Origin of the sequence: Cohnella caldifontis (genome assembly GCF_029360585.1) — a bacterium.
GTDB classification, from domain to species: Bacteria; Bacillota; Bacilli; order Paenibacillales; family Paenibacillaceae; genus Cohnella; species Cohnella caldifontis.
The window spans coordinates 114529-136057 of the sequence record NZ_JAQZSJ010000006.1 but is presented as its reverse complement, the minus strand read 5'-3'; the positions used below and the strand labels follow the sequence as shown (position 1 = coordinate 136057).

Here is a 21529-nt window from a genome sequence, read left to right as displayed (position 1 = left end):
GAATGGCGAGCGGTTGTCGCCGGACCGCGGTCCTTCGCCGGATGACGGCGGTCGAAGATGCGAAAGGAGCGAGCAGGAGATGGAACGGGATCGGATTCCGGAACCCGCGCCGTACGTTAGAGCGTTCGAGCGGCTCGGCTTCGGCATGTTCATCCACTGGGGGCTGTACGCCCAATTGGCGTCTGGCGAGTGGGTCATGAAGCTGAGGAACATTCCGAAAGCCGAATACGCCCGCCTGAAGGACACGTTCGCCGCGGAAGATTTCAGCGGCCGGGCGATCGCCCGGCTGGCGAAACGCGCGGGCATGAAATACGTCACGCTGACGGCGCGCCATCACGACGGGTTCTCGTTGTTCGACACGCGGGGCCTGAGCGATCACGACGCGGTGCACAGCCCCGCCGGACGCGACCTGATCGCGGACTTCGCGGAAGGGTGCCGCGCCGAAGGGATCGTGCCGTTCTTCTACCACACGACGCTCGATTGGCATCGGGATAGCTACCGCACCGATTTTCCGGCGTATTTGAAGTATTTGCGGGACTCGGTGGAGGTGTTGTGCACCCATTACGGCAAAGTCGGGGGTTTTTGGTTCGACGGCAACTGGGACCGGCCGGACGCGGATTGGCAGGAGGACGAGCTGTACGGCATGATCCGGCGCCTTCAGCCGGAAGCGATTATCGTCAACAATTCGGGCTTGCACAAGCTCGGGGAATACGGCCATCCGGAGATCGACTCCGTGACGTTCGAGCAAGGACGTCCCCATCCGATGGATCGCCGGGGCAAGCCGAAATACGTCGCCGCGGAAATGTGCCAGACGATGGGCGCCTACTGGGGATACGGCAGCGCGGACTTCGCCTATAAGTCGACCAAAGCGTTGATCGAGCACCTGTGCGCGTGCCGGAAAGTCGGCGCCAACTACCTGCTTAACATCGGATTGATGGGGACCGGCGCGGTCGACAAGCTGCAAGAGGCGACGCTCGAGAAAATCGGCGGCTGGATCCGCGTGTTCGAGCCCGCGATTTACCGCGCGTCGCCGTGCGGCATCGCCGGAGGCGGCAGCGATTTCGGGCTGGCCGGGGAGGACGGCAAGCTGTACTTCTTCGTGCACCGACTGGCCGTTTCCGGGGACTGGAACGTCACCGTCCCTTCCGGCGGCGTCGGTCCGCGGACGTTCGCGGGCGTGCGCAAGCGGGTGCGGTCCGTGCGCTGGCTCGACAACGGCGAGGAGCTGGCTTTCGTGCAGGACGCGGGCAAGGATTTGTTCGCGTTCCAGGCGACGGGGTACCCGTACGGGGTCGACTATGGGGTCCGCGTCGCGGAAGCGATCGTTGAGGAATGAGGATTTGTGGCAACGCGCCGACTCCCGGTTTCGCGACCGGGAGTTGGTTTTTGTTTTGTGCTTTCTCGTCGCACTCCTCCCTCGCTTGCTTCCCGCGAAATCGCGCATTTGGTGCACAAATTGGCTCGAAACTCCGTGCCTCCAGTGAATCAGAGCATGAAGTGCGCTAAATGGCCCGAACTCCCGTACATACTGCGAATGTGTGCATGAGGTGCGCTAAATCGTTCGAATTCCCGTGTCTCCAGCGAAGTAGCGTACGTGGTACGTTAATTTGCTCGAATTCCCGTACCTGCTACGAAATAGCGTACGTGGTACGTTAATTTGCTCGAATTCCCGAACCTGCTACGAAATAGCGTACGTGGTACGTTAATTTGCTTGAACTCCCGTACCTGCTATGAAATAGCGTACGTGGTACGTTAATTTGCTCGAATTCCCGTCCCTGCTACGAAATAGCGTACGTGGTACGTTAATTTGCTCGAATTCCCGTCCCTGCTACGAAATAGCGTACGTGGTACGTTAATTTGCTCGAATTCCCGTCCCTGCTACGAAATAGCGTACGTGGTACGTTAATTTGCTCGAATTCCCGTCCCTGCTACGAAATAGCGTACGTGGTACGTTAATTTGCTCGAATTCCCGTACCTGCTATGAAATAGCGTACGTGGTACATTAATTTGCTTGAACTCCCGTACCTGCTATGAAATAGCGTACGTGGTACGTTAATTTGCTCGAATTCCCGTACCTGCTTTGAACTAGCGTACGTGGTACGTTAATGTGCTCGAATTCCCGTACCTGCTTTGAACTAGCGTACGTGGTACGTTAATGTGCTCGAATTCCCGTACCTGCTTTGAACTAGCGTACGTGGTACGTTAATGTGCTCGAATTCCCGTACCTGCTTTGAACTAGCGTACGTGGTACGTTAATGTGCTCGAATTCCCGTACCTGCTTTGAACTAGCGTACGTGGTACGTTAATGTGCTCGAATTCCCGTACCTGCTATGAAATAGCGTACGTGGTACGTTAATTGGGTGGTACTCTCGTGTCTACTGCGAGATAGCGTACGTGTTACGTTAATTTGCTCGAATTCCCGTACCTGCTATGAAATAGCGTACGTGGTACGTTAATTGGATGGAACTCTCGTGCCTACTGCGAAAAAGCGTACGTGGTACGTTAATTTGCTTGAACTCCCGTACCTGCTATGAAATAGCGTACGTGGTACGTTAATTTGCTCGAATTCCCGTACCTGCTATGAAATAGCGTACGTCGTACGTTAATTGGATGGAACTCTCGTGCCTCCTGCGAAATAGCGTACGTGGTACGTTAATTTGCTTGAACTCCCGTACCTGCTATGAAATAGCGTACGTAGTACGTTAATTGGATGGAACTCTCGTGCCTACTGCGAAATAGCGTACGTAGTACGTTAATTTGCTCGCCCCGTGCCCCTCGCCAAATAGAGCATGAGGTATTTTAAATTGTTGGAACTCTCTCAAACTGGCAACAATTACGTGCACGAGGTGCACAATATAGCTTCGAGCAATTAGAAGATGAGTTCATCTAATGGCGGAGAGACGGCGGATTAACGAGCAAATCGAAGATGAGATCATCTAATGGCGGGGGGACGGTGGATAAGGCGGGAGGATGGAGAAGTAACGACGCACGGACGATGGGCAAGCGAACAAGCCATCATCGCAAAAAAAACCGCCAAGTGCGCAAATGATGCGCGCTTGGCGGTTTCCCGCAAACTTACGTCACAGCCGAATCTGCAGCTCCGAGCTGCCGGCCGCCGGCGTGATCCGCACGCCTTTGTCGGTCGTCTCGGCCGAGCCGCCTTGCACGCCCGCGACTTCGAAGACGTTCCGAAGCAGCAGGCGCCAATCGGACGCGTTGCCTTCCGCCCGGACGGTGACTTCGCCGCCGCTGCGAGAGGCCGTTGCCCGCAGGGCGGAAACGCCTCGCAGATCCGGGATGTCGGCGGATGCCGTCGCGCCGTCTTGCAGGGCGAACAGCTCCAGCGTCACGCCGTCGGCGTACTCGTAGTCCGGACGGGTATCCACCGCGCCTACCGGAACGAGACTGTTCTCGCGGACGAACAGCGGCAGGCTGAAGTAGTCGTACTTCTCCTTCCGCCAAGCGCCGCCTTGCACCTGCTCGCCGCTGAGGAAATGCGTCCAGGTTCCTTGCGGCAAGTAATACGCCGCATCGCCGTCCGGGTTGAAAATCGGCGCCACGAGCAGGGAGTCGCCCAGCATGTACTGCCGGTCGAGGTGATCGCAGGTCGGGTCGCCGCCGAATTCGAGCAGCATCGCGCGCATCAGCGGAATGCCCAGCGTGGAAGAGGAGACGGCCTGGCCGAACAGATAGGGCATGAGGCGCAGCTTCAGCTTCGTGAAATGGCGGAGCACGTCGACCGCCTCTTCGTCATACAGCCACGGCACGCGGTACGAGGTGCTGCCGTGCAGGCGGCTGTGGCTGGACAGCAGGCCGAACTGCACCCACCGCTTGTACAGATCCACCGGAGAGGTCTGTTCGAAACCGCCGATGTCGTGGCTCCAGAACCCGAAGCCGGACAAGCCGAGCGACAACCCGCCGCGCAGGCTTTCGGCCATCGACTCGTACGTCGCCTCGCAGTCGCCGCCCCAATGTACGGGGAACTGCTGGCCGCCGGCCGTAGCGGAACGCGCGAACAAAGCCGCCTCGCCTTTGCCGCGTTTCTCTTCCAACAGCTCGAATACCGTCTGGTTATACAGCTGCGTGTAGTAGTTGTGCATCTGCATCGGATCGGAGCCGTCGTGCCAGACGACGTCCGTCGGGATGCGCTCGCCGAAGTCGGTCTTGAAGCAGTCGACGCCCATGTCCAGCAGGACGGCCAGCTTATCCTTGAACCATTGGCGCGCTTCCGGGTTCGTGAAGTCGACGAGTCCCATGCCGTATTGCCACAAGTCCCACTGCCAGACGCTGCCGTCCGGGCGTTTGACGAGGTAGCCGCGCTCCATGCCTTCGTCGAACAGGTACGATTTCTGGGCGATGTAGGAGTTAATCCACACGCAGATGCGCAGGCCTTTGTCCTGCTTCAGGCGCCGCAGCATGCCTTCCGGATCCGGGAATACCCGCTCGTCCCACTTGAAATTGCACCATTCGTATTCCTTCATCCAGAAGCAGTCGAAATGGAACACCGCAAGCGGCAAGTCCCGCTGCGCCATGCCGTCCACGAAGCTGGTCACCGTGGCTTCGTCGTAGTTGGTGGTGAACGAGGTGGTCAGCCAAAGACCGAACGACCAGGCGGGCGGAAGCGCCGGTTTGCCGGTCAGCGAAGTGTAGTTCTGCAGCACTTCCTTCAGCGAATCGCCGCCAATCACAAAATACTCCAGCATCTCGCCCGGCACGCTGAATTGCGTCGCGGACACTTTCTCGGACCCGACTTCGAAGGACACGAGCTCGGGGTGGTTGACGAACACGCCGTATCCGCGGTTGGTCACGTAGAACGGGATGTTTTTATACGCTTGCTCCGAAGCGGTTCCGCCGTCTTGGTTCCAAATGTCGACGACCTGCCCGTTCTTCACGAAGGAGGTGAACCGTTCTCCGAGGCCATAGACGGTCTCCCCGACGGCCAGATCGAGCTGCTCGCGGAAATGGTGGTTGCCGTCCGCGGCTTTGACGTACGCCGTCGCTCGCGTGCCGCTGCCGGTCAGTTTCCGTCCTTTGTAGGTGTAAGCGATTTTGACGGGGTGCTGCTTCGTGATCGTCACGGCCGTGTCGCCGCTGGTCAGCCGGACGTACGACTCCGTATCCTCGATGCGCACCGCGACGTCCGCGTCCTCGCGGACCGGGAACGAGCCGGGAGCGCCGCGCCGTTTCCCTTTGTGATGGTAGAATTTCGCCCGGATGATGTCCGGAAGCGGGGAAGAAAACTCCATCGTCATCAAGGGCTCGTTGAGCGTATTGCCCCGATTTTCCAAGTGCCGATGGGTGGCGTAAACGGTAATCCGGTTTTTCTCCGCAACCACGTCGTGGATCTCGTAGGGACTGAGCAGTTGAAAGCCTTCGCGGACCATCCAGTATCCGTCGGTGAATTTCATGGCTTGTACATCCCTTCTTTTTCGTTGATAATAACAGCATACTGATAATGAGATACGAAATCTCGCATTATTATGCGGTATACTAACAGGATTCTGATACATCGGAGCGTATACAACATGGATCGGAAGTTGCTTGAAAACCGCAGGCACGGCAGCCCCGACTTTCCCGTCGGCTTCTACCGGATCGCCAAAGAAGCGGGAGAGCCTATCCTGGACAGCCATTGGCATGCCGAAACGGAGCTGCTGACGGTGGAGAGCGGCAAAGGGGCATTTCAGATCGGGCTCGCGGTTTACGAGGTTCATGCGGGCGAAACGCTGTACATTCCGGGCGAAGAGCTGCATGGCGGTTACTCGCTGGACGGATCGCCCTGCGCGTTTTCCGCCGTCGTCTTCGACATGGACTGGCTCGCGGGAAGCCAGGACGCGATCGCGTCGCGTTACCTGAAGCCCTTGCAGCGGGGCGAACGGACGCTGCCCGTCCATTGGAAACGGGGCGAACCTCAGCTTGAAGCCGCGCGGAAGCGGCTGTCCGAGATCACCGCGATCGGCTTGCATGAACATTCGCCGGTCAAGGAGCTTCGGGTGAAGGGCAGCCTGTACCTGCTGTTCGCGGAGCTGTTCGCCAGCGGGCTGGCGGCTCGCCGCGAGCCTTGGGAGACGCCGGAGTCCGCGACCCCGGAACGGCTCAAACAGGTGCTCTCCTACATCGAACGCCACTTTTCCCGCAAGCTTTCCGTCAAGGAGCTGGCCGGCATCGCGGGCATGAGCGAAGGGCACTTCAGCCGGATGTTCAAAACGTATTTGCGCCGGACGCCGATCGAATACTTGAACCGGTACCGGCTGCGGCACGCGGCGGAGAAGCTGCGGCAGCCCGGCGTCACGGTCGCGGAAGCCGCGTTGGAGAGCGGGTTCGAGAACTTCAGCTATTTCAGCAAATCGTTCGCGTCCGAATACGGCTGCACCCCCTCGGAATATAAGAAGAAGGGCTGAGGGAAATGTTGGCGGGCCGCCGTCCGTAGGATGCTCGACGGCCTACGGCGCTATGCGCAAGCGGCGGAAACCGCGAAATCCGGAGGAGGAACCGTCATGAACAGTAAAGAAAGATTCTCGAACCGCGTGGAAGACTACGTGAAATACCGTCCGGGCTACCCGCGCGAAGCGATCGATTATCTGTATGAAGAGGGAGGTTTGAGCGCGGAGTCCGTTGCGGCGGATATCGGAGCCGGGACCGGGATCTTCTCCCGGTATTTGCTTGAGCGGGGCACGAAGGTGATCGGGGTGGAACCGAACGACCGGATGCGGGGGGCCGCGGAAGAAGCGCTCTCCGGTTTTCCCGGCTTCCGGGCCGTTCCCGGCTCGGCCGAAGCCACGGGGCTCCCCGGCGCGTACGTGGATTTCATCGTCAGCGCGCAGGCATTCCACTGGTTCGACCAAGCGGCGGCGCGCCGGGAATTCGCGAGGATACTGAAGCCGGGCGGGAAAACGGCGCTGATCTGGAATGTCCGCCTAACCTCCGGCACCCGATTTTTGGAGGAGTACGAGGACTTGTTGCTGAAACTCGGCACGGATTACGCCGACGTCAACCTGCGGAACGTGACGCGGGAGCAGCTGGCATCGTTCTTCCGGCGGGGAACGATGCGGGAAGCCCGGTTCACGAACCGGCAAATCGTCGATTTCGACGGCCTGAGCGGTCGGCTGCGGTCGTCTTCCTACGCGCCCGCCCCCGGACATCCGAACCACGAGCCCATGATGCGGGAGTTGAAGGCTTTGTTCGATCGGAATCAGCAAAACGGGCACGTGAGTCTGGATTACGAAACGACGGTGTATTTAGGGGAAATGGAATCGTAAAGATCCTGGATATCAAGCGATCGAAGCGGAAAAGGACATCCCGGCTCCCCGGAGATGTCCTTTTCGCATGTCGCGGTTATTTATTCAGGCCTTACCGGCTCATCAGGATGCCGAGGATGCGATCGGCGACCTCTTGCGGCGAGGCCTGGTCGGTCGGTACGGTCCAATGGCTGAGCGCGTAAGCGGCCAGGCGTTTGCGGAACAGCTCCTCGATTTCCCCGATGGATTTGCCCTGAAGGACGGGCCGGGTGCCCACGAGGCTTGCCATCCTTTCTATCCAGGCGTTCCAAGACAGTTCCAGATGGAACACGAGCGCGTTCGCAAGGCAGGATTCGCGGATCTCTTCCTGCAGGAAGGCGCCGCCCCCAAGCGACAAAATGATGGGATCCTGCCGGCTGCATAGGCCGACGATGAGTTCTTTTTCCATTTGACGGAAGGCGGGTTCGCCCATCGTTCGGAAGATTTCCGTTACCGGCATGCGGTGGGCCAGCTCGATCTCGCGGTCGGCGTCCAGGAACGGAATGCCCAGCCGTTCGGACAGGATTTCCCCGACGGTCGTCTTCCCGACGCCCATGAATCCGGTGAGGACAACGGTTTTTTCGATCGTAAACGGCGTTGGATATGCGGAAATGGCGGATCACTCTTTTCGGATGCGATGGCTTTTCCTCTTAACGATAACGTGGAAAATCCCTTTCCGCAACCATCGCAATGTATTAAGATAGGAACCAAGTCCTTTTTCGAAAGCGCATTCATGGGCACAAGCTTTTTTCGGATATCCATTGAGGGGGCGTAAATCCATGCTTGGACATTGGAGCCGGCAACTCCGGTCTTCATTCGGGCGGTTGAGGTGGAAGCTGTTCGTCTTCTTTCTGATCCTGACCGTCATTCCCGCCATCGTCCTCGGCAACGTCTTATACGATAACGCCTACCGGGCGATCGAAGAAAAAACGGGGTTGTACTCCGAGCAAATCATGGTGCAATCCGCGGGAAGGCTGGACGCCTTGCTGACGGGAATCGAGGATGTCAGCCTGCAGATCGTCTCCTCGATCGACATCCAGACGCTGGTGAACAAAATCGCGGAGAGCCCGGACCCGGAATCGGAGAGACAGGCGGCGGAGCAGCTCAAGCGAAAACTGAGCCAGATCCAAAGCTCCAAGCGGGAAATCGTCGGCGCCCAAATCCTGATGACCGACAAAGACTTGGCCGTCACCTCGGGGGAAGCGATGGTGCCGGAAGACTACAAGCTTTCCGACGAGTATACCCAAGCGCTGCTGCGTCCCGAACCCGTGTATTGGAGAGGCACGATCCAAAACCGCAGCCCTGACATGCTGTACCAGTACATCACGACATTGACGCGGAAAATCTATTCCCCGGGCGGGAACGTGCTCGCGACGCTGGTGCTCGGCACGAAGGAATTCGCGCTGGCGGATACGTTTTCCTACATCGATCTGGGGCCGAACGGGTTCGTCTTTATCATGGACAAGGAAGGGAAAGTCGTTTCCCACTTGAGCAAGAGCAAGCTCACCAAACCCGCGGAATATTCCTTCGTGCCCCGCATCGTCCATTCGAACGAAGGGGATCCCCGCATGTTCCCGGCGGATCTGGACGGGGAGAAATTCATGGTCACCTACGCGAAGTCGACGGCGACGGGCTGGTTCGTCGTCAGCGCCATTCCCTACTCCTACTTGATGGAGCGGATCGCGGCGGTCGGCCAATTCGCGATCCGGCTCGACGTGTCCTTGTTCGTCCTGGCCACGCTGATCGCCTTGCTGATTTCGTACAGCATCTCCAAACCCGTCCAACGCCTGGCCGCCGCGATGAAAGCGGTGGAAGGCGGGGACCTCAAGGTGTTCGTGGACCTGCGGAGCACCAACGAGATCGGCATCCTCGGCAACAGTTTCAACCGCATGATCAAACGGATCAACCTGCTCATCGACCGCGTATACGAAGCGGAAATCCTGCAGAAGGAAGCGGAAATCAAAGCGCTGCAGTCGCAGATCAACCCGCATTTCCTCTACAACACCTTGGCGGTGATCGACAGCATCGCCGCCGTCAAGCAGGAGCAAGAAATCAGTTCGATCACCCAGATGCTGGCGGACATCTTCCGCTACAGCACCGGCGGCAACGAGCATGCGACCGTCGATGAAGAACTGAGCCATCTGCAGCGGTATTTGAACATCCAGAAGTACCGTTACGGGGATGACCTGCGCTGGCAGTTCATCGTCGATCCCGACGTGCGGGACTGCCGGATCGTGAAGCTGCTGCTGCAGCCGATCGTGGAAAATTCGGTGATCCACGGCATCCGGAAGGCAGGCATGATCAAAGTCATCGTCCTGCCGAGCGGAAACCATCTGACCGTCACGGTGGAGGATAACGGGTCGGGCATGACGGAGGACGAGCTGAACGGCTTGCTGCTGCGGCTGGAGAAGGCGAGCCGCCTGGAAAGCAAGGAGGAGAGCGGCCGCCATATCGGCCTGGTTAACGTCAATCGGCGAATCAAGAGCTTCTACGGGGACCGGTACGGCATGACCATCGTCAGCTCCGAGGGGCTCGGCACGAAGGTAAGCCTGACCCTCCCGATGATCCGGGAGCCCGTTCAGGAACATCAAGGGCATATCGCATAAAGAAAGAGGGGGAGCGGCATGACGCTGAACGTCATGATCGTCGACGACGAAGCGCATATCCGAAGCGGAATCAAGGCGAAAGTCGATTGGGCGGGCTTGGGCATGGCCGTGGCGGCGGAAGCCGGCGACGGCGCAGAGGCGCTGGAGAAGATGGGGTCGTGCGAAATCGACGTGGTGATCACGGACATCGCGATGCCGGAGATGGACGGATTGGGCTTGATCCGGAAGGCGGCGGAGATCGGCCATCCCGCCAAGTTCGTCATCGTCAGCGGTTACGGGGAATTCGAGTACGCCCGAACCGCGATGAAATACGGCATCTCGGAATATTTGCTGAAGCCGCTGAAATCCGAGGAGATGCTGGCTTCCCTGGAGAAAATCCGGGAAGAGATCCGCGTTTCCGAAGGAACCTGGCGGAAGGAAAAGGCCGATCGGGAAACGGCGAAGCGCAGGGAAGAGGCGTTGCTGCACTGGTTGTCCGACAAGCATCCTCCCGCAAGTTCCGCCGCTTCGGCCGAATGGGCAGGGGGGAACGCGCTGATCGGCTTGCTTAAGGCCGATTTGGCGGCTGCCGCCCATGACGCTTCCGACGGGGTCCGGAACCCGACGCTTTACGCCCGCGTCGAATCGGCTTGCCAGAAGCTGATGGAAACGCTGGGACGCGGCTTCTTCGTGCGAAACGTCCGGCCCGAGCACGACTACATCCTGCTGTTTTACCCGGAGACTTCCGCGGACAAGGATGCGCTGATTCGGCGGTTATTTCCTTTCGCGGAGGAGTTGGAGCGCTCGCTGGGCGTCCGGGTGACCGTGGGGCTGGGGTCCGTCTCCGAAAGCGCCGAGGCGGTCCGAAAGTCTTATCGGGAAGCGTTGTTCGCCATGAAGGAAAGGATCATGCCTTCCGCGGACCGGATCATCGATTACGCCCGGATTCCCTCGCGGAACGAGAAGCCGAATTTCTCCGCCGACACGAAGCTGCTGCTTCGTTTTCTGAAAGAGAAGAAATGGGACAAAGCCAAGGAGCATATCCAGCATATGTTCCGGCAAGCCGTTCGGAACAAAACGGGCGCGAACCATAACCACGCCTATGAGCTGTTTTTCGAAATCTATTTGGTCATCAAGCAATTCTCGCAGGAGGAAGCCGCCGTCCACGATGCCGAGTCCGCGGGTTTTGACGGGGATTTGACCGATATCGTGGCCGGTTTCCACCTCGTGGACCAAATGGTCGACTGGCTGTACCAATACTTGGAGTCTTCCTGCCGGCACCTCATCGGCGGGCAGGACGCCAGCGGCAAGGACATCGTCTACCGGGTCAAGGAGTATATCAAGGAATTTTGCAGCTCCGACTTGACCTTGAACGCGATTTCGGAGAAATACCACATCAATCCGATTTATTTCAGCCGGATCTTCAAAACGTACGTCGGCGAAAGTTTCAACGGCTATTTGACGAGAATCCGGATGGAGGAAGCCCGGAACCTCATGTCGACCACTTCGCTGAAGCTGCAGGAAATCTCCGAAATCGTCGGATACGACGACCCGAAGTATTTCAGCAAGGTGTTCAAGAAGTTTTTCGGCGTCAGTCCGAGCCAATACGCGGAACAGGCGGTTTCCGGAACGCCGGGGGGAAGGAATTGATTCGCGCAACCGCTGTCAAAGGTATAATTTTTGCACTCGACAAGTTGATTCTGTGAGTCTGCCCGGAAGGAGATCCATGATAACCTTGTGTCAGACGCCGCCCGACAGGGGGCGCGATCGCTGGCGCGAGGGGGGACGGGAACCGCGGGTCGCAACATAGAGGGAACAAGATGGGTGCTGTGGGAGAATCATGGATGTCCATTGCTAAAGGGAGGCTTTTACATGAAAAGAAGTCTGGCCATTGTCTTAAGCGTGATATTCGCGGCGGTACTGGTACTGTCTGCCTGCGGCAAAAAAGAGAGCCCGGCAGCGTCTTCGCCGGCCGCCGGCGGCACGGCGTCATCTTCCGCGGCCGCGGACGCCGGGGACAAAGTGAAACCGATCGTCGTCGGCGTCAGCAACGGGTATATCGGCAACGGTTGGAGAACGCAGATGACGGAAGACATCGAGAAGCTGGCCGAACAATACAAACAACAAGGCTGGATCGAGAAAATCATCGTGCAGCACGCCGGACAAGACGTGAACAACCAAATCGCGCAAATCCGCAACATGATCAACTCCAAGGTCGATTTGCTGCTGATCGATCCCAACTCTGAAACCGCTCTCAACCCGGTCATCGAAGAAGCCGTGAAGAAGGGCATCACCGTCATCACGTTCGACCAGCCGGTCACGTCGCCCAAAGCGATCAACGTGGTCATCGACCAGGTGCAATTCGGCAAAAACCTGGCGGAATGGTTCGTCGACGCGGTCGGGGGCAAAGGCGACATCGTCATCGTCAGCGGTTTGGCCGGCGCCTCGGCGAACGTGAACCGCCTCAAAGGCATGAAAGAAGTGCTCGGCCGCTACCCGGACATCAAGGTGCTGACCGAAGTGAACGGCAACTGGGACGAAGCGAACGCCCAACAGGTGACGTCCAACCTGATCGCTTCCTACCCGAAGATCGACGGCGTACTGACGCAGGACGGCATGGCGCTGGGCGTCGTGAACGCCTTCCTGGCCGCGAACAAGCCGCTTCCGGTCATTACGGGCGAGAATAACGTGGCGTTCCTGAAGAAGTGGAAGGAACTGAAGGACAGCCAGCAGTTCAGCACGTACGGGCAGAACAATCCTCCGGGAATCGGCGCGACCGCGCTCGGCATCGGCGTCCGCATGCTGCAAGGCAAGACGAGCAAGCTGAACCTGCAGAACAACACCTATTACTATCCGATCGGCACGCACATCAAGAACGACACGCTGGAAGCGGAACTCAAGAAAGTGGCGGATAAGCCGGACACGTATACGCTGGATGAGTGGCTGTCCGAAGAACAATTGAACGCGTTGTTCGAGTAAGCCGCCGCGGATTCGCGGAATACGGGAACAGGGGAGGGAATACTGCGGTATTCCCTTCTTCGATAAAGAGCATGACGGAGTAGCTTCCATGAGACGGATCGTTTGAAAAAGGAGAATGGCCATGTTTTTACTTCGAGCGAAATCCTTGCGGAAAACCTATGGCGGCGTGACGGCGCTCCGGGACGGCAGCCTGGAATGCCGCCGCGGCAAAGTGTGCGGGCTGCTGGGCGCCAACGGCTCCGGCAAATCCACGTTCTCCAAAATGATTTCGGGCGTGGTCACGCCCGACGACGGAGAGATTTGGTTCGACGGAGAGCAAGTCCGCATTTCATCTCCGCAAGAGGCCAAAAAGCACGGCATCATCATGGTCCACCAGCATTTGAGCCTGATTCCGGAGTTGTCGATTTGGGAGAACATGACGCTTGGCTTCGAGCCGGAAGGCAAGCTCGGCTTTTTGAACGACGAGGATTCGCGCAAGCTGGCCGAGCGGTATTTAGCCAAGTTCGCGCCGGAACTGTCCGTCTACGCGAAGGTGAAAGACCTCTCGCTGGCGCAGAAGCAGTTCGTCGAAATCGCCAAGGCCGTCGCCCAGGAGCCGAAGCTGCTCATCCTGGACGAACCGACGGCGCCGCTTGAGCAGTCGGAAGTCGAAAAGCTGTTTGCCGTCATCCGCGAGTTGAAGGAACAAGGCACTTCGGTCATTTTCATCTCCCACCGGTTGTGGGAAATCAAAACGATCTGCGACTACGTGGTCGTGTTCCGGAACGGCCAGACCGTCGGCGCGATCGATTTCGAAACCGAGGAGAAAGACGAAGACGTCATCGTATCGATGATTTCGGGCAAGGAATTAAAGCTGGCGAAAAATCGGGAAACGGCCGACAGGGCCCCCAAGAAGGAGCGTATGCTGGAAGTCGGCGGCCTCGCGCTCCGCAAATCGGGCGTGCCTCTGCGTTTCGATATCAAGAAGGGCGAGGTCGTAGGGCTCGGCGGCCTTCAAGGGCAAGGGCAGGAGGAGCTGCTGCTGGCGCTGTCCGGCCTGCTGCCCACCGGCGGCCAGGTCACGCTGGAAGGCCGGAAGCTGAAGCTGAAACATCCCAAAGACGCGGTGCGCGCGGGCATCGTGCTCGTGCCGGGCGACCGGCACAAAGAAGGCCTATTCCTGCAGCATGACGTGTTCCTGAATTTGATCTATCCGCAGCTGGCGGTCCGGAAGGCCGGTTTCTTCCTGAACCGCAAGAAACTGAAGGCCGAGGCGAAGACCGTGATCGATCGCCTGAACATCGTGCCGAACGATCCGGGCAAAGTCGTGCAATTTTTGAGCGGCGGCAACCAGCAGAAAGTCGTGGTGGGCAAATGGCTTCCGCTGGCCCCGAAGGTGCTGCTCCTCAGCGACCCGGCCAAAGGGGTCGACGTAGGGGCCAAAAAGGAACTCTACGATACCGTTAGGGAATTGGCCGACCAAGGGACGTCCGTCCTGTTGTACGCCAGCGACTACGAAGAGCTTACGGGGATTTGCGATCGGGTGCTGATCCTGTTCGAAGGCCAGATCGTAGACGAGCTGATGCCGTCCGATTACAGCGAAGACCGGTTCGTGGCCGCTTCCCTGCGCTCGAAGACCGCCGCGGGACATTCGCCAATCGACGAAGCTTGGGGTGAAGCGAATTGAAACGACAAAACTTCATGCAGAAATTCCAGCAGAACGGCTTGCTTTCCATTTTCGCGATTTTCGTGGCGGTCGTGGCGGTGAACGCCTGGCTGCAGCCGGGTTTTTTCACCTACGACGTGTTCGAGTCGAACCTCGCGAGCTTCACGCCCCTCGTGCTGGCCAGCATGGCGCAGGCAGTCGTGGTGCTCGCCGGCGGCATCGACATGTCGATCGGCATGTCGATCACGCTCGGCACGGTCATCATGGCCGCGACCATGCACGATGCCCCGGGCAGCATCCTGCTGGGCATCGTCCTCGCGATCGCGGCTACGCTGGCCGTAGGCGTCTTGAACGGCGTGACGATCGGCTATTTGAGGCTTCCCTCCATCATCTCGACGTTCGCCGTATCGGCCGTCTGCTACGGGGCTTCCCTGCTGATCATGCCGCAGCCCGGCGGCTACGTGCCGTCCGCATTTTACGAGACGTATACGGCTTCGATCGGATCCGTGCTGCCGGTCTCGCTGCTCGTCATTCTCGTTTCCCTGCTCGTATGGGGCATTTTCCGCAAAAGGAAGATTTACCGTTACATTTACGCCGTGGGCGGAAATGAAGCGGCCGCATACGCCAACGGGATTTCGACGAAAAAGGTGAAGCTGTACGCGTTTCTGATCGCTTGCATTTTCATCGTCTTGACCTCGCTGGTGGTCGTCGCCCAGACGTCGACGGGGGACGCGAACATCGGCCGCTCCTATACGCTCAACACGATCGCGGCCGTCGTCATCGGCGGCATCAGCTTGCAAGGCGGCAAAGGCAGCGTTTTCGGAGCCGTGCTCGGGGCGCTGATCATCGGGTTCATTTCCAATATCATTTTCTTCGCCAACCTTTCTTCGTTCTACCAGGACTTGATTAAAGGGCTGATCATCATTCTGGCGCTGACGCTGTCCCTTCTTCCGGCACTCCGGAAGAAGGCGCTGGCCTAAAGAGGGGGCAACATGAGCATGGGCAACGTACCAACGAACGCGGCCGGGCAAGGGATGGCGCTCGGCCGGGTCCGGAACCTCGGCAGCCGGAAAGTGCTGATCGCCTATCTGCTGGTCCTGCTGATCTTCATCGCGGGGCAGGTCATCTCCCCCGGATTCGCCGCTTTCTCGAATATCATGAACGTGCTGAACATTTCGGCGCTGCTCGGGTTCATCGCGCTGGCGCAAATGCTGGTCGTCCTGTCGGGCGGCGAGGGCATCGATCTGTCCGTCGGGGCGATGGCTTCGCTCGGAGCCGTCATGTCCTCCCAACTCTTGAACGGCATGGACGGCAACCTGCCGCTGGCCATCGCGGTCGTGCTGGCGGCGGGTTTCGCGATCGGAGCCGTCAGCGGCGCGGGGATCGCCTATTTCAAGGTTCCGCCGCTCGTCATGACGCTGGCGATGGCCAGCGTGATCCAGGGCATCGGCTTGGTCTATACGAACGGGCAGCCCAAGGGCATGGCTTCCCCGATCCTGAAGGAGCTGGGCACCGGCAGAACCGCCGGCATCCCGAACCTGGTGCTGCTGTGGATCGTCATCGCGATCGTCGTCGCCGTTTTCCTGGTGAGGACCCGCGCAGGGCAAACGCTCTACGGCCTGGGCACCAACCGGCTCACGACGGAGCTGTCCGGCGTGCGCACGAGAGTCGTCACCACGGTCGTATACGGGGCCAGCGGCGCGATCTCGGCGATCTCCGGGATGCTGCTGCTCAGCTATACCGGCACCGCTTTCCTCGATATCGGCGCCAGCTACATGCTGCCGACGATCATCGCGGTCGTCATCGGCGGCATCTCCCTTGCGGGCGGACTCGGAAACTATAACGGGACGGTCGCGGGCGCGATTCTGCTGACCAGCCTGAGCAGCATCCTGGTGACGCTCAAGATCAGCGAGGGCGGCCGGCAGATCGTGTACGGCGTCATCCTGCTGCTGCTCCTCGCGGTGTACGGCCGGCAGAAGTCGAACACGTAAGGTTTGCGATACGCGAGTCAACTCCATCAACGGCGCATCCCGCCCGGGAAGCCATTCGCATGAATGGCTCCGGGCGGTTTTTCGTATGGCGACGTTGCTCCGGAACCCGGTAAAAACTCGGGTACAGCGAGTCAGAGTCGCCGCAGCCGTGCTGTACCCCGGAATATTCCGGTTCCGTGCACCTTTGGTAGGGGAGTTAAGAAAGAAAGTTGCTTAACGGCGCGCTGCTGGCAGGTGATGCGGGGGAGTTAAGAAAGAAAGTTACTTAACGGTGCGCTACTGTCGGGTGATGCGGCGGCGAGGAGAATGCTGTAACGAGCAAACGCGGCGCGACACGTTAGAAAGCGCATCCAACAGGTATAAAAAACACACCCAACAAGTTGATTTTATGGGTCCGCTTCGGACCGGCGAAATTTTATGATGGTGGTGTGAACGACGAAAGCGCAAGGCAGAGGAGGAGGAGTATCGTTTGGCAGCGATCGACCTGAACCTGAACATCGACCCGGCGATGCCGAAACGAAAGGATTTCCGGATCGGCTGCATCGGCTCCGGCATGATCATGCGGGATTGCCATCTCGCGGCCTACCGCGACGCGGGCTTCAACCCGGTCGCCATCGCGTCCCGCACGTACGAGAACGCGAAAGCGGTCGCGGAGCAACGCGGAATTCCGAAGGTTCACCGGACCTGGGAAGAGCTCGTCCAAGACCCGGACATCGAGATCCTGGACATCGCGTTCCCGCCGGACAGGCAGCTGGACGTCGTGCGTCTGGCCGTCAAGCAGCCGCACATCAAAGGCATCCTGTGCCAGAAACCGCTGGCGATGAATTCCGCGGAAGCGCGCGAGATCGTCCGGCTCTGCGAGGAAGCCGGCATCAAAATCGCGGTCAACTCCAACATGCGGTACGACCAGTCGATCCGGGCGCTGAAAACGGTCCTGGAACGCGGCTACCTCGGCGACGCCGTACTGGCGACGATCGAGATGCGGGCGATTCCCCATTGGCAGGAATTCCTGCGCAAATACGACCGGATCGAAATCCTGAACATGGGCATCCACCACATCGACACCTTCCGCTACCTGTTCGGGGATCCGGAGAAAGTCACCGCGGTGACGCGCCGGGATCCGCGCACGGCCTTCCAGCATATCGACGGCATCTCGCAGTACACGTTCCAATACGCGAACGAACTGATGGCGACGAGCCTGGACGACGTGTGGGCTTGGCCGGGCGAAGGCACCGAGAAGGACATCTACATCAAGTGGCGCGTCATCGGCACGGACGGCTTGGCGCAAGGCTACATCGGCTGGCCGTATCCGGAAAGAACCCCGAGCACGCTCGCTTTCACCACGCGCCAGGCGCCGAACCAATGGATCCGCCCGACCTGGGATAAAGTATGGTTCCCGGACGCCTTCCAAGGCACGATGGCCCAACTGCTCCGGGCGGTGGAGGACAATACCGAACCCGAGATCGGCGGCAGGGACAACCTGAGGACGATGGCCGCGGTGGACGCCTGCTATAAATCGATCGCCGAAGGGCGCACCGTCTTGTTTTCCGAAGTCGCAAGCGATCTCTAAACCACGAACCCCTAGGAGGAATGGATCCATGATTACAGTCGGCATTTTCAATGGTTACTACCCTCACGCGCTCGCGGAAACGATCTCCCGCATCAAGCGGGACGGCTTTAACTGCGTCCAATTGGACCTGTCGTTCAAGGACATCGACACGACGCCGGCCAACCTGAATAAGCAGAAGGCGAACTTCATCCGCGACGCGTTCCGCGACGCCAACCTTCCGATCGTCTGCATTTCCGGCTACACGAACATCATCCATCCCGATCCGAAGAAACGCGAGCAGAACGTGAACGAGCTGAAAAACCTGCTTCGTTACGCCCGCGACTTGGGCACTCCGTACGTCATCAGCGAAACGGGCACCTACAACGCGGAGAGCGACTGGGTCTGGGATCCGAAAAACGGCACGGAGGAAGCTTACGAGGAAATTTGCCGGACGATCGAGGACCTCGCGAAATTCGCCTACGACCACGGCTCCATGTTCCTGGTCGAAAACTACATCCAGAACGTCATCGGCTCCGTCGACCAACTGACCCGTCTGTTCCATGACGTCAACCACCCGGGACTCGGGCTGCTCATGGACCCGACGAACTACTTCACGGGAGACAACATCGGCCGCGTGGACGAGACGATCAACCGCATTTTCGACACGCTCGGCGACCGGATCAAAATCGCGCACGCCAAAGACATCAAACCGGCGGAGAACACCGGCGAGAAACACGCGGACATCGACGCGTCGGAGTCGCATACGTTCCGCGGCGCGGGCGCCGTCGAGCTGCCGGCTCCGGGGCTCGGCATCCTGAACTACGACCTGTACTTGGCCCGCTTGGGCAAGCTGCACCCGAACATCCCGATCATCATCGAGCATCTGGACGAAGCCGACATTCCGCGGGCGAAGAAATTCCTCGACGGCAAGCTGAAAAGCGTCGGCGTCTGAGCCGCCATCCCCCGGCGGCGCCGTCTGCCGGAACGTCAGCATCGCGAAGGGCAAGCGCGGGAATTCCCGCGCTTGTTCTCTTGTCGGATTTGCGAGAATCGCTAGGTGCCCTGTTCGTCGGGAGAAGCTTTTATTTTCCGAATCCGAGTGGTAAAATCCACTTGATTTCATCCCCGATGACAAGGAGGGCTCGCTCTGCCCACCATCAAAGACGTAGCCAAGCTCGCGGGCGTATCCGTCGGGACCGTCTCCAACGTCCTCAACGGGAATACCAATAACGCGGCTCTCATCGCGAAGGTAGAGTCCGCCATGCAAGAATTGCGCTATCGGCCGGACGCCACCGCGCGCAACCTGAAGAACACGATGAGCAACGAAGTCGCCCTCATTCTGCCCAACGTCGTGCATCCGGACTTGCAGACGCTCCTGAGCGCGGCCGAGACGGAGCTGAGGGAGAGAGGGTATCACCTGCTCCTGAAAATCACGAACAACAACCCCGTTTTGGAAAAGAAAAGCCTGGAGCAATGCCTGGAGCAGCGGGTGGGGGGAATCATCCTGTACTCCGATACCCATCCGGGCGATGTGCTGAAACGGGTGCAAAACGAATGTCCGGTCGTGCTGATCGGAAAACGCGGCAAGCGGGACGTCATGGAGGATTCCATCCTGATCCGCTACGAAAAGGCGCTGGAGGAGGCGCTCGCCCGGTTCCGGCGGCAAGGCGTCCGCGAAGTCGGGTTGATCCTGGAGCGGGAAATCCTGCACGGCAATAAGGTCATGGACATCTACGCCAAATACTATGCACGCCCGGACCACGTGCACGTCGTGGATTTCAGCAAGGAGCGCGGCTTCAAGGCGGCTTACGAGTTGCTGCACCGCAACCCGGACATGAAGGCCTTGATCACGAGCAACTACCTGATCTCGGAAGGCACGCGGAAAGCGATCCAACTGCTCAAGCGGGAAGACGTGGCTCACGTCACCTTCAAGGAGCAGAACTGGATCGAAGACGAAGGCCGCTATGCCGCGACCATTTCGGTCTCGTTCCGCAAAATCGCAGAATCCGCGGTCCGGAAACTGATGGGGGCCGTCGAGAACCCGCATACGTACGAGCCGATCACGGAAGCGGCGGAAGCGGAGCTCGTGGAAACGGCGCCTTTGCTGGCCGGGTTGGACCGCGCCCGCGGAGCCGGGGTACCGCTGCGCTTGGCGATGTTCGACAGCCCGGCGGCCCACAGCCTGCGCATGCTTTCGCAGCTCTATGCCCGCGAGACGGGCGTCCGGATGGAATTCGAGATGCTCGGCTATAACGAGCTTCTGGACCGGCTGTACGCGCCGGAATCCCGGCGGGGCGAGATCGACGGGTTCATGATGGACATCACGTGGGTGGACGGGCTCGCCAAAGACGGCATCGCGAGGCCGCTGGACGGCTTGATCGATGAGCCCGCCTCCTATTTCGAGGACTTCGTTCCCGGAACCGTCAAAGAATACGGGATGTCGGGGGAGCGGTTGTACGGCCTCCCGTTCATGTCGGGCACCCAGCTGCTGTTTTACCAGAAAGACCTGTTCGAGAACGCGTCGCTCAAAAAGCTGTTCAAGCGCAAGTACGGCGAGGAGCTCGTTCCTCCTTCGACCTGGGCGCAGTACAATCTCGTGTCGGAGTTCTTCACGCGGGAATACAACGAGAAATCCCCGGTCAAATACGGGCATGTCGGCGTGCAGGGACCGAGCGTTTACACGACCGTCTCTTTTTTGAACCGGCTGTGGGCGTATTCCAGCGATATTTTCGCCGAGGACGGCAGCGTCGCCATCAACAACGGAAACTCGCTCGCCGCGCTCAAAAACTTCACGAAGAGCTATCAGTACGTGGCGAAGTCGCCTTTGAAATCCTGGGACGACGCGGTCGAAAGCTTCAAGCAGGGCGACAGCGCCATGGTCGTGCTGTACGACTCGCACGCGGTGGACGTCAACGACTACACGAAGTCCAAAGTGGCCGGCAACGTCGGCTGCGCGCTGATTCCGGGCCGGACCCCCGTGCTGGGCGGTTGGAGCCTCGGCATCGATACGCGGAGCCGAAATCCCGAAGCCGCGGCCGATTTCTGGGTCTGGGCGTGCGGCAACCCGAGCGCGATTCCGGGCTCTTTGCTCGGCGGCTCGACGCTTCGCCAGGACGATTTTGCCCGCAAGGACCTGGAAAACCTGTACCCTTGGAAGCCGCTGCTGACGGAGAGCTACGCGATCAGCCGCAAACGGCTCGTGCCGGCGCGCTACCGAGGCCGCCGAATCGAGAACGAGATCTACAATCACATCCTGTCGCAAGAGATCAGCGACGCGATTCAAGGCGTTCGCAGCGAAGAGGAAGCGCTTCGGAACATCGAAGAGAGAATCCGGGCGTTGCTGCGGTCGAACTCCTCCGAAACAGGAGGCGTGCGGCCTGCTGAATGACCCTGATAGAACCGGCTTTTACCGAGGGATTCGCGGCCGTTTTTTTCTCTTGCGGAAGCGTTTCCCCTGTGGTAAAGTTGATTTGCAATCGTTCGTGAAACGTTTCATGAACATTATA

14 protein-coding genes are annotated in these 21529 nt (G+C 59.1%); 12 read left to right on the top strand and 2 right to left on the bottom strand.

Annotated elements, in window-relative coordinates; all coding sequences use genetic code 11:
• Window positions 1-79 precede the first annotated feature (79 nt).
• Window positions 80-1336: an alpha-L-fucosidase gene (locus tag PTZ19_RS11295; RefSeq protein ID WP_276354502.1), complete on the top strand. Its 1257-nt coding sequence runs from the start codon at window positions 80-82 to the stop codon at window positions 1334-1336.
• A 1744-nt stretch (window positions 1337-3080) separates the two neighbouring features.
• On the opposite strand, the gene yicI is transcribed toward PTZ19_RS11295, so the two are convergent.
• Complete coding sequence (yicI, locus tag PTZ19_RS11290; RefSeq protein ID WP_276354501.1) at window positions 3081-5408, bottom strand: alpha-xylosidase; 2328 nt, start codon at window positions 5406-5408, stop codon at window positions 3081-3083.
• Between the two features lie 117 nt (window positions 5409-5525).
• Between yicI and PTZ19_RS11285 the strand changes: the two genes are divergently transcribed.
• Together PTZ19_RS11285 and PTZ19_RS11280 are read left to right on the top strand one after the other, a co-directional pair.
• On the top strand, window positions 5526-6398 hold the full coding sequence (locus PTZ19_RS11285; RefSeq protein ID WP_276354500.1) for a helix-turn-helix domain-containing protein: 873 nt from the start codon (window positions 5526-5528) through the stop codon (window positions 6396-6398).
• 96 nt (window positions 6399-6494) lie between these two features.
• Window positions 6495-7256 carry a class I SAM-dependent methyltransferase gene (locus PTZ19_RS11280; protein WP_276354498.1) on the top strand — a complete coding sequence of 254 codons (762 nt, stop codon included), beginning with the start codon at window positions 6495-6497 and terminating at the stop codon, window positions 7254-7256.
• A gap of 91 nt (window positions 7257-7347) precedes the next feature.
• On the opposite strand, the gene PTZ19_RS11275 is transcribed toward PTZ19_RS11280, so the two are convergent.
• Window positions 7348-7830: a shikimate kinase gene (locus PTZ19_RS11275; protein WP_276354496.1), complete on the bottom strand. Its 483-nt coding sequence runs from the start codon at window positions 7828-7830 to the stop codon at window positions 7348-7350.
• A gap of 223 nt (window positions 7831-8053) precedes the next feature.
• On the opposite strand from PTZ19_RS11275, the gene PTZ19_RS11270 reads away from it, so the two are divergent.
• From PTZ19_RS11270 to PTZ19_RS11230, 9 genes are all read left to right on the top strand, one after another.
• Window positions 8054-9880, top strand: a complete 1827-nt coding sequence (locus PTZ19_RS11270) for a sensor histidine kinase (RefSeq protein ID WP_276354494.1) — start codon at window positions 8054-8056, stop codon at window positions 9878-9880.
• Between the two features lie 18 nt (window positions 9881-9898).
• Window positions 9899-11509, top strand: coding sequence for a response regulator (locus tag PTZ19_RS11265; protein ID WP_276354493.1), 1611 nt, complete (start codon window positions 9899-9901; stop codon window positions 11507-11509).
• A gap of 222 nt (window positions 11510-11731) precedes the next feature.
• Entirely contained in the window at window positions 11732-12838 is a 1107-nt protein-coding gene (locus PTZ19_RS11260) for an ABC transporter substrate-binding protein (RefSeq protein ID WP_276354492.1), read from the top strand.
• A gap of 121 nt (window positions 12839-12959) precedes the next feature.
• Window positions 12960-14504, top strand: coding sequence for a sugar ABC transporter ATP-binding protein (locus tag PTZ19_RS11255; RefSeq protein ID WP_276354491.1), 1545 nt, complete (start codon window positions 12960-12962; stop codon window positions 14502-14504).
• Window positions 14501-15463, top strand: a complete 963-nt coding sequence (locus PTZ19_RS11250; RefSeq protein ID WP_276354490.1) for an ABC transporter permease — start codon at window positions 14501-14503, stop codon at window positions 15461-15463. Before PTZ19_RS11255 ends, PTZ19_RS11250 begins: the two co-directional genes overlap by 4 nt.
• Before the next feature lie 18 nt (window positions 15464-15481).
• Window positions 15482-16474 (top strand): ABC transporter permease, encoded by a 993-nt coding sequence (locus tag PTZ19_RS11245; protein WP_276354488.1) that lies wholly within the window; start codon window positions 15482-15484, stop codon window positions 16472-16474.
• 469 nt (window positions 16475-16943) lie between these two features.
• The gene (locus PTZ19_RS11240; RefSeq protein ID WP_276354487.1) at window positions 16944-18044 is read left to right on the top strand and encodes a Gfo/Idh/MocA family protein; all 1101 of its coding nucleotides are present in this window, start codon (window positions 16944-16946) and stop codon (window positions 18042-18044) included.
• A 28-nt stretch (window positions 18045-18072) separates the two neighbouring features.
• Window positions 18073-18975, top strand: a complete 903-nt coding sequence (locus tag PTZ19_RS11235) for a sugar phosphate isomerase/epimerase family protein (protein ID WP_276354486.1) — start codon at window positions 18073-18075, stop codon at window positions 18973-18975.
• 195 nt (window positions 18976-19170) lie between these two features.
• On the top strand, window positions 19171-21411 hold the full coding sequence (locus PTZ19_RS11230; protein WP_339329324.1) for an extracellular solute-binding protein: 2241 nt from the start codon (window positions 19171-19173) through the stop codon (window positions 21409-21411).
• Window positions 21412-21529 lie beyond the last annotated feature (118 nt).